The sequence below is a fragment of the Pelomicrobium sp. genome (assembly GCF_036803785.1).
In the GTDB taxonomy this organism is placed as follows: domain Bacteria; phylum Pseudomonadota; class Gammaproteobacteria; order Burkholderiales; family UBA6910; genus Pelomicrobium.
The window spans coordinates 1-10071 of sequence record NZ_DAIRTR010000107.1 but is presented as its reverse complement, the minus strand read 5'-3'; the positions used below and the strand labels follow the sequence as shown (position 1 = coordinate 10071).

Genomic DNA, 10071 nt, shown 5'->3' with positions numbered 1-10071 from the left:
CCTCCAGAGGCTGCTCTCACGAGGCCGCCGGAATGCGGCCAAGCTTCCGTGCGAGGCGCTGCGGGGATGGGAGCACGTGGGCCGGGTGCTGGAAGTGGACCAAACCCCCATCGGCAAGACCCCTCGCTCCTGCCCCGCCACTTACGTGGGTGTCTGGGACGCCATCCGCCGTCTTTTCGCCCAGACGCCAGAAGCACGCATGCGCGGCTACGGGCCGGCGCGCTTTTCCTTCAACGTGGCGGGCGGCCGCTGCGAAGCGTGCGAAGGGCAGGGCATGAAGACCATCGAAATGAGCTTCTTGCCCGACGTCAAAGTGTTGTGCGACGCCTGCAACGGGGCCCGCTTTACGCCGGAGACTCTGGCCGTGCGCTTCAAAGGGAGGAACGCGGGGGAGGTGCTCGCTATGAGCGTGGACGAAGCGGCGGAGTTCTTCGCCGCCCACCCGACCATTCACCATCCCCTGCGGCTGCTCCAGGACGTGGGGCTCGGGTACCTGCGCCTCGGCCAGCCAAGCCCCACCCTTTCTGGCGGCGAGGCCCAGCGCATCAAGCTGGTGACCGAGCTAGCCAAAGCCAAGCCGCAGGCGCTCCGGCGGAGTGCGCCGCCGGCGGGGAGAAACGGAACCACCCTGTACGTGCTGGACGAACCCACGGTGGGGCTGCACATGGCCGATGTGGAAAAGCTCGTGAACGTGCTGCACCGGCTGGTGGATGCGGGGAACACCGTGGTGGTGATCGAGCATAACCTGGACGTGATCGCGGAGGCGGACTGGGTGATCGATCTGGGGCCCGAGGGAGGTGAGGCAGGAGGCCGGGTGGTGGCCGCGGGTCCACCGCAGACCCTCGCCCGGGGCAGGCGCCGTTCCCACACCGCCCGCATCCTTGCCGACTTCCTGGCCGAACGGGGTACAGGGCAAGCCGAGGCCGCGCCCCGGCAGGCGGTGGGGGCATGAACGCCCATGATTACGCCATGACTTCGCCGTGCACTGCACGGCTCGCGTCCGTGGTTCCCGCCCGAGTGCGCTTCGGCGAGGACGGTATCCCCTTCTCTTTGGACTACGATGACCTTTATTACTCCACGGGCGGGGGACTCGCCGAGACGGTGCACGTCTTTCTGCAGGGCAACGAGTTGCCGGCACGGTTCCGCGGTGCCGGGACGTTCACCATCGTGGAGACTGGTTTCGGCACCGGCCTTAACTTCCTTGCCACCTGGGACGCCTGGCGCGTGACAGCGCCTCTGGAGGCCCGACTCCATTTCGTCTCGGTGGAAAAGCACCCCCTGCTCCCGAGGGACCTGGAGGCGGCCTACCGCCGCTGTGCCGAGCTTGCCCCGCTGGCGCGGGCGTTGATTGCACGCTATCCGCCTCTCCTTCCCGGCTTTCACCGGCGCCACTTCGAAGGCGGGCGGGTAACCCTGACGCTGGGCTTCGGGGAGGCCGCCGAGCTGCTTGCCTCTCTGGAGGCCCGGGCGGACGCCTTCTACCTCGACGGCTTTGCGCCGGCCAAAAACCCCCGCATGTGGAGCGAGGCGGTGTTTCGCGAGTTGGCCCGGCTCGCCGCGCCCGGCGCCACTGCCGCCACCTACACGGTCGCGGGGCAAGTAAGGCGCGGTCTCGCCGTCGCAGGCTTCGAAGTGGACAAGCGCCCAGGGTTTGGGCGCAAGCGGGAGATGCTGGTGGCACGCTTTGCATCCAGCGCGCGGATGAGCCGAGGGGTAGCCCGAGAGGCCCTGATCATCGGCGCGGGTCTGGCGGGCACGAGCTGCGCCGAACGGCTGGCAGCCCGAGGTTTTCGCGTGAGCTTGGTGGAGCGCCACCCGAGGGCGGCACGGGAGGCGTCGGCCAATCCCGCCGGTGTGCTGCGGCCCGCCGTCTCGCCCCGGTGGAATGTCCTGTCCCGGCTCACCTGCGTGGCATGCGACTATGCCTGGGCCCAGTTGGAGGATCTCGCGGGGGCGTACCCGCACCCCCCTTGGGCAGCCAGCGGGGCGCTGCAGCTTCCTCGGGGCCCGCGGCATCTCGCCCAATTGCACCAAGCGGTCGAGCGGCTACCGGCAGACTTCGCCCGGCTTGTGGAGAGGGAGGAAGGCGCTCGTCTGGTGGGCGCTCCGGTGAACGGGGAAGGGATCTGGTACTCCCGCGCCGGCTGGGCCAAGGCGGCCAAGGTCTGCGAAGCGCGGCTTGAGGCTGCGGGCGCTCGGGTGCTCCCCGTCTTCGGCCGAGAGGCGGTACACCTGGTCCGCCGCGACGGTTGCTGGCAGGCCTGGTCCGCCGAGGGACGGCTCATCGCCCAGGCGCCGGTGGCCGTGCTGGCGAACGGCGCCCAGGCGTGCAGATTTCTCCCCGCCGCCGGGCTGCCTCTGCGGTCGGTGCGGGGACAATCCACCCTGCTGCCAGCTCGATCCGACCGACCGCTTCGGGCGGTGGTGTGCCGGGAAGGCTGCATGACCCCCGCCCACGACGGGGTCCATTGCCTGGGTGCCACCTTCGGCGAGGATGACCCCGACCCCAGTGTGCGGGTCGAAGATCACGCCGACAACCTGCGGCGTCTGGAACGGATGCTGCCCGGCTACGGGTCAGGATGGAAGCCCAGCGACCTCGCGGGATGGGTGGGCTTCCGCCCGGTGAGCGCCGATCGGTTGCCCATCGCCGGCGTGCTGGCCGAGGACCTTTATGTGTGCACGGGGCTGGGCGCACGGGGCCTTGCCTGGTCCGCTTTGGCCGGTGAGCTCGTCGCCTGTCAGGTGAGCGGCGAACCGCTTCCCCTGGAGCGGGACGTGGTTCAAGCCGTCGCTCCGCAGCGCTTCGCCGCCCGGGAGCGCTCGGCAGTTCCTGCATCAAAGGTCCCCTCAGAGGATTCCCGTGGGAGAAAGAAGCCGCTAGAGTGGTAAGGGAAGAAGCGGGGCCGAGCTGGCCGGCAGGAGCGGACGGAGGCATACGCGATGATCGAAGCAGCCGAGCTCGAAGCGGGGAACACCGTCAGACTGGATGGCGATATCTACCACGTGCTGAGCGCCGAGTACCACGCCGGGGGCGGGCAATTCGGGGGCATGGTGTTCGTCCGATTGAAGAACCTGAAGACGAATCACGTGAGGGAGCTGCGCTTCCACCCGGATGACAAGCTGCAGGACGTCGCCCTGGAGCGTCAGGTCATGGAATATCTCTATACCGACGGCGACGCGTTTTACTTCATGCATCCCGAAACCTTCGAACAATTGAGCCTCGCGAGAGAGGCGATCGGACCTTACGAGAAGTTCCTGCAGCCCAACATGCGCATTCCGGTGGAGCTGTTCGAGGACACGCCCATCCGCGTGGTGTTTCCCGAGACGGTGGAGCTCAAGGTGGTCGTGGCGCCGCCGGGCCTGCGGGAGCACGAGACTGCCACCTACAAGACCGTGGTGCTGGAAAACGGCCTGGAAGTGCTCGCGCCCCAGTTCATCAAGGAGGGGGATATCGTGAAGGTGGAGGTGGCTACCGGCAAATACCTGGAGCGGGTCCGGCGAGACGGCAAGAAGGGGTAAAGCCGGATACTGTCCGCGAGCCGGGATAGTGCAATGGGTTCACGGCCATGGACCGCCATATCGCCCGGCTGCGCAACATTGGCATCGTGGCCCACATCGATGCGGGCAAGACCACCCTCACCGACCGCATCCTCTATTACACCGGCCGCACCCATCGTCTGGGCTCCGTGGACGATGGCACCACGGTCACGGACTGGATGGAGCAGGAGCGGGAGCGAGGCATCACCATCGTGGCCGCTGCGGTCAGCGCCCGGTGGCGGGACTGCCTGATCAATCTGATCGACACCCCGGGCCACATCGACTTCACGGCGGAGGTGCAGCGTTGCCTGCGGGTGCTGGATGGGGCCGTGGTGGTATTCGACGCCGTGCACGGGGTGCAGCCGCAAAGCGAGACGGTGTGGCGCCAGGCGGACCGCTATCGAGTGCCGCGTCTTGCTTTCGTGAACAAGATGGATCGAATCGGGGCGAGCTACGAGCGTACCGTAGCCAGTATCGCCGAGCGCTTGGGAGTTGAGCCCGTGTGTCTGCATCTGCCCCTGGGGCGGGAGACTTCGTTCCGCGGTGTGATCGACCTGCTCGAGATGCGGGCCCTGGTTTGGCCCCTCGGCGCGGGCACGAAACCCGAGGTTGGCGCACCGCCCCGCGAGTATCGGGCGGCGGCCGAGGAGGCCCGCGGGCAGCTGGTGGAGCGCCTCGCGGAGGCGGACGACACCCTGCTCGCCCGGTACGTGTCGGGCGAAGCGCTTAGTCCCGAAGCGTTGAGGGCGGCGTTACGCCGGGCGACCTTGGCCAACCGTCTGTTTCCTGTGCTCTGCGGTTCGGCCCTGCGCAATGTGGGCATTGAGCCCTTGCTCGATGCGGTGGTGGATTTCCTGCCATCTCCCTGGGATCTGGGCGCCGTTCATGGGACCGACCCTGCCACCGGCAAGAGCGTTGCCCTGGAACCGGACGAGGCGGCTCCTCTGGCGGCCCTGGCTTTCAAGATCGTGAACGATCTCTATATGGGGCACCTGGCCTACGTGCGGATCTATTCCGGTACCCTGGGTCCCGGGATGGCCCTGCTCAACGCCACTCGAGGACGAAAAGAGCGGGCCGGTCGGGTACTGCGCATGTATGCCAATCAGCGGGAGGAGGTGGATCATCTGAAGGCGGGGGACATCGGTGCCGTGCTGGGGCTTAACCATACCTACACGGGAGACACCCTGTGCGCGCCGGAGCGACCAGTCGTGTTGGAGCCCATCGGCTTTCCCCAGCCGGTGATTCGGGCGACGGTGGAACCGCGCACCATGGCGGACCACGATCGCATGATCGAGGGACTGCGGCGCCTGGCGGACGAGGACCCCACTTTCCAGCTCACCCTGGACGAGGATACGGGCCAGGTCGTGCTGGGCGGCATGGGAGAGCTGCAGTTGGAAGTGCTGGTGGAGCGGCTGCGCCGAGAGCACGGCGTGGAAGTCCGCATGGGGCGGCCGCGCGTCGCGTACAAGGAGACCGTTTCTCGGTCTGTCTCCGGGGCCGAAGGGCGGTTCGTCCGACAGACGGGCGGTCGGGGCCAGTATGGTCACGTGGTCCTGGCGCTGCGGCCCGGCAAGCCCGGCAGCGGCCTTCGCTTTGAGAACAAGGCGACCGCAGTTGCCGTTCCCCGGCAATTCCTGCCCGCCGTGGAGCAGGGAGTTCGGGAGGCGGCGCGCTCCGGCGCCCTCGCCGGCTTCGAGGTGACCGACGTGGAGGTGATCCTGGAGGGCGGCTCGAGCCATCCGGTGGATTCCAGCGAGCTTGCTTTTCGCACCGCTGCGAGCCTCGCCTTTCGGGAAGCGTTGCACCAGGCGCAGCCCATTCTGCTCGAACCCCTCGGGCGCATCGAGGTGCTGGTGCCCGCCGAGTACACCGGTGCGGTCCTGGGCCAGCTCGCCGCCCGCCGGGCGGAGATCGCTTCGGTGGAACCGCGCCCCGGCGGCCTGGAGGCGATCGGCGGTCGGGTGCCCTTGGCGGAGATGTTCGGTTACGTGACGGAGCTGCGCTCAACGACCCAGGGACGGGGACTTTTCACCCTGGAATTCGAGGGCTACGCCCCGGTGGATCCGGCCATCGCCGGCCTTACACTCAGGACCCACGGTGCCCCCCGGGTGCCGCCGCTCCGATAGCAGGCCTCGTGAAGAGGTTGCCAGGATCTTGCGTGCGGCGGCGAGCAGGACGCCTTCCTGGCCATGCCCGGCAACGAGCTGAACCCCCACGGGCAGCCCGTCGTGGCGGGCACAGGGAACCGCCAGGGCGGGCAGCCCGGCCACGGTGGCGAGGCCTTGCAGCAGGGGGCAGCCTGTGCCCTGGTCGATGGGCGGTGCCACGTCGTCCACCGCCGCGGTGACCATCACCGTACCCGGGGGCAGCATGGCGGCCAGTTGTTCGCCGAATTGCCGGGCAAGCCTCAGGGCCCGGGCGTGTTCCCTATTGGTCACGGCCCGGCCGCGGTCCACCAGCGCCCGCAGGGATTCGCTCATGCGCTCGCCGTGGAGATCGCGCTCGGCTCCGTGGTTCTGGGCGATGCCGCGGCAGAGCAGGGTGTAGGCGACCCACTCGATCCGGTCGAAGTCCAGGGGCAATTCGATCCGCGACACGGGAAGGCCGGCCTTGCGCAGCGAGGACACCGCTTGCCGTACGGCGGCGGCACTCCCGCGCCCCACGCGACTGCGCAGCGGTCCGATCGCCTCCAGCACATGGGAGGGCGATGCCGTGGCGTCTTCGGGCGGCGCGATGGTGCATGGGGACGGATCGTCAGGGTCGGGGCTGAACAGGATGCGGCAAGCGAGTGCGATGTCCTCCGCGGTACGGGCCATGGGACCCACGTGGTCCAGCACTTGTGCCAGGGGCATACAGCCTCGGGTGCTGATGGCGCCCTTGGTGGGCTTGAGCCCCAGCACGCCACAATAGATGGAGGGTCGGACGATGCAGCCGATGCCTTGGGAAGCGAGGGCGAGAGGTACCATGGCGGCTGCCACCGCTGCCGCCGATCCGCTGGATGAGCCTCCCGGAGAGCGGGACGGATCGTGGGGGTTGGTGGTGGGTCCTGCTGCAGCCACGGCGTACTCAGTGGACACCACCGTGCCCAGGATGACAGCGCCCGCCTTTTTAAGCTGCGCCACCGCGGCCGCATCGGCGGCAGGAATGCGAGGGGCATGGATCGGCGTGCCCCAGGGGCAGCGATAACCCGCCACGTCGATCGTCTCTTTGATAGCGACGGGTACGCCGAACAAGGGTTCGTCATCCCGGGGTCCTCGGGCGTCCAGCTGCCTCGCTCGGGCGAGGGCGGTATCGGCCTGCAGGTCGACGAAGGCGCGCACGTGGGGGTCGCGCATGGCGATGCGCTCGAGACAGGCTCGCACCAGCGCTTCGCTGGTCAGCCGGCCTTTGCGGATGGCGGCGACGGCGGCGGTGGCGCTCAAGTCCGCGGGATGGGGCATCGGCGGTCGGACGGCTCGTCCCACCCCATGCTGCAGGTGTGCCGACCGCCCGTCAAGGGGACGAGGCTATGACACGCAAGCAACGGGCCGGGTGAGCCGGGCGATATGGCCGAGCAGCTCGTCCTCCTGATAAGGCTTGCCCAGGTATACGTTTACCCCGAGCTGCAGCGCGTGCTGGCGGTGCTTGTCGGCCAGGCGCGAGGTGATCATGATGATGGGCACGGCAGCCGTGCGGGGGGTAGAGCGTACTTGTTTGGTGAGCTCGAAACCGTCCATCCGGGGCATTTCGATGTCCACCAGCATGACCTCGGGCACCGCTTCCTGCAAGCGCTGCAACGCGTCCAGACCGTCTTTGGCGGTGACCACCCGGAAGCCATGCCGCTGCAGGAAACGTCCCGTCACGTTGCGCACGGTGAGGGAGTCGTCCACCACCAGGACGAGGGGCGCCTCCACTTGACGGCTTGCGACCACTTCTGCCGCCGTGACCGCAGCCCCGGTCCGGTGTTCGGCGAGCCGCACTGGGTTGAGCAGCAAAACCACCTCTCCGTCCGGAAGCACCGTGGCACCGACAATGCCGGGAGCGCGGGAGAGCTGGGGGCCCATCTTCTTGAGCACCACATCCTGGCTGCCGCCGAGCCCATCGACCAGCACTGCTGCGCGGCCTTCGCCGCTCCGAAGCAGGAGCATGTAATTGCGCGCTTGGGGTTCGATGCGGGCGGTGTCATTGCCGAGGAGCCGAGGCAGGTAATGGAGGGGATAGCGGTGCTCTAGCCACTGCACCGAGCCAGCAGCGAAGAGACCCTCTACAGCGTCGGGGCCATGTTCTTGAATTTGTTCCACCATGTTGGCCAGGACGCCCCAGGTGCGCCCCGCGGCCGTGACTAGCAGGACGCGGGTGACCGCCAGGGTGAGGGGCACCCGCAGGGTAAAGGTCGTCCCTCGCTCAGGTTCCGAGGCGACGTCGATGCGCCCGCCGAGGGCCTGGATTTCGTTGCTCACTACGTCCATGCCGACGCCGCGTCCAGCGATTTCGGTGATTGTCTCTGCGGTAGAAAACCCGGGCCGGAAGATGAGCTGGATGAGGTCGGCGTCGGAAAGTTGCCGCTGCGGCTCGATCAACCCAAGCTTCGCCGCCTTGTCCCGGATTGCCGGGAGGTTCAGGCCAGCCCCGTCGTCGCTCACCTCAATGACGATGTCATTAGTCTCCTGGCGTAGCGCCAACCGGATCCGACCCGTCTCCGGCTTGCCGGCGGCGGCCCGCAGCGCTGCGGGCTCGACACCGTGGGCGACGGCGTTGCGCAGCAGGTGCTCGAGAGGCGCTACGATTTTCTCCAGCACGCCTCGGTCTATTTCCACCTGGCTGCCTGAGATCTCGAGCTGGGCCCGCTTGCCCAGCTCGCGGGCACTTTGGCGCACCACCCGGTGGAGGCGTTCGGCCACTCGCTGGAATGGCACTGTACGCAGGTGCATGAGGTCATCCTGGAGCCGCCGGTTGAGCCGCGACTGGGCCGAGAGCGCCGCGTTGATTTCGTCCAGGCCAGCGAGCAGGTTCTGCTGTACCGTGCTCACATCGTGCACACTCTCCGCCATAAGGCGGGTCAATTCCTGAAAGCGCGTGTAGCGGTCGAACTCGAGGGGATCGAACCCCTCGTCCTTCTCCTGGGCCAAGGCGAGCCTCGCTTGCAGGCGGGATTCCGCCTGAATCTCGATCTCGCGCAGCTGGGCTTTGAGGCGGGTTACGCTATCGGTCAGCTCGAGCAAGATCTGCTTGAAGCTACGCGCCTCCACCTCGATGCGCGCGCGGGCGATACTGATCTCTCCTGCCTGGTTCACCAAATGATCGACGGTCTCGGCAGCGACCCGGATCTGGGCGGCTGCCGCCGAGAGCTCTTCCAGGGTGGGGGGCGGCGCCGACGCGGGGCCCGCCTCGTCCGCTTCGGCCGAAGGCGCCGGGCTGGCGGCTGGCCCGTCCAGGGCGGCGCCCTCACGGGCGGACTCAGGCGATGGGACGCCGTCCCGCGCCAATCCCTCTAACGCGGCAACCAGCCGGTCGAGCTCGCCTTCCAGCCGCTCGAACAGAGCGGAAGAGAACCCCGCACCTTCCGCCGCCTCCACCTCGCTTTCCATGAGATGCACCAACTCGGCGAGGCGCATGGCCCCGGCCATGCGGGCGCTGCCTTTGAGGGTGTGCAGGACCCGCCGCAACGACTGGGCGGCCTGCGGATCGCCGGGCTCGGCGCGCAAGTGGCGCAAGTCCTCCCCCAGGAGGGGCACCAAATCGTGGGCCTCCTCCAGGAAGATGGGCAGAAGCTGGGGGTCGATATCGTCCCTGACCAGCCGTCGGTCCTGCCCAGAGGCTGCCGCGGGAAGCGCCGAACTCACCGCAGGCTCAGGAGCCGCAGCAGCGGAGCGCTGGATTTGCTCGCCCCAGGCGCGCAGGGCGTCGATCAGGGCAGGGGCCGGCTGGGGAAGGATTCGATTTTCCACCTGGGCCACGGCCTGATCCAGGGCTTGCACCGCCTGGGCCAGGAGGGCGGCGGGCAACTGCTCGCAGGCGATGCGATGGGTTTGCCCGGCGGACAAGGCCCGTTCCAGGGCAGTCGCCAGGGCGTCGATTGCCGCCAGTCCCGCAGTGCGGGAAGAACCCGCCAGGGTATGGGCTGCCCGAAGAAGGGTTTGTGGCAAGGCCTCGCCGGGATGGTGGGCGAGATCCTCCAGCCCCTCTTTCAGGACGCCCACCCACTGGCGCGCCTCCTGCAAATATACCTGATACAGGGACGGGGGCAGGGTGATTTCGCCGATGACGATAGGGGCCTCTTCGGGAGGCGGTTCTGCGTCCCGTGCGACGGGGTAGACGAAATCCAATTCATCCTCGCCACTTCCATCCGATTGTGGCGTGGGGCCGCTCTGCCTTCTGTCCTCCAAGCCCTGGCCAGAGGCCTCTAAGTCCTGGCGATCGGCCTCCGGAGTGCAGTCGACGGCCTCTCCCGGGGGAGCGCCCGTCTCCGGAGTCGGGCCCGCGCCGTCCTTCTCGCGGGTGCGGAAGGACGCAACCGTTTCGACTGTCGGGCTGAGGATGGGCGGGGAAGCGGGA

Annotated in this window: 4 protein-coding genes and 2 pseudogenes; 4 read left to right on the top strand and 2 right to left on the bottom strand. The window is 68.0% G+C overall.

The window, feature by feature from the left end; all coding sequences use genetic code 11:
* The 4 genes and pseudogenes from V7Q81_RS11930 to fusA all read left to right on the top strand — a co-directional run.
* Positions 1–952: pseudogene (locus tag V7Q81_RS11930) on the top strand (excinuclease ABC subunit UvrA); the annotation flags it as partial.
* Complete coding sequence (gene mnmC, locus V7Q81_RS11925; protein WP_333843565.1) at positions 949–2889, top strand: bifunctional tRNA (5-methylaminomethyl-2-thiouridine)(34)-methyltransferase MnmD/FAD-dependent 5-carboxymethylaminomethyl-2-thiouridine(34) oxidoreductase MnmC; 1941 nt, start codon at positions 949–951, stop codon at positions 2887–2889. The pseudogene V7Q81_RS11930 and the gene mnmC, both read left to right, overlap by 4 nt.
* 51 nt (positions 2890–2940) lie before the next feature.
* A complete protein-coding gene (locus V7Q81_RS11920; protein WP_333843563.1) occupies positions 2941–3519 on the top strand; it encodes an elongation factor P in 579 nt (192 codons plus the stop codon).
* Positions 3520–3566: 47 nt separating this feature from the next.
* Positions 3567–5663, top strand: a complete 2097-nt coding sequence (gene fusA, locus V7Q81_RS11915; protein ID WP_333843561.1) for an elongation factor G — start codon at positions 3567–3569, stop codon at positions 5661–5663.
* Positions 5664–5717: 54 nt separating this feature from the next.
* Here the strand turns inward: fusA and V7Q81_RS11910 are convergent.
* A pseudogene (locus tag V7Q81_RS11910) lies at positions 5718–6977 on the bottom strand (amidase); the annotation flags it as partial.
* A 66-nt stretch (positions 6978–7043) separates the two neighbouring features.
* Complete coding sequence (locus V7Q81_RS11905) at positions 7044–9842, bottom strand: hybrid sensor histidine kinase/response regulator (RefSeq protein WP_333843559.1); 2799 nt, start codon at positions 9840–9842, stop codon at positions 7044–7046.
* Positions 9843–10071: the final 229 nt, after the last annotated feature.

Excerpts from the sequence above, each read along its gene's own strand:
- V7Q81_RS11920 (WP_333843563.1), top strand. The coding sequence starts at position 2,941 with ATGATCGAAGCAGCCGAGCTCGAAGCGGGGAACACCGTCAGACTGGAT.
- fusA (WP_333843561.1), top strand. The coding sequence starts at position 3,567 with ATGGACCGCCATATCGCCCGGCTGCGCAACATTGGCATCGTGGCCCAC.
- mnmC (WP_333843565.1), top strand. The coding sequence starts at position 949 with ATGAACGCCCATGATTACGCCATGACTTCGCCGTGCACTGCACGGCTC.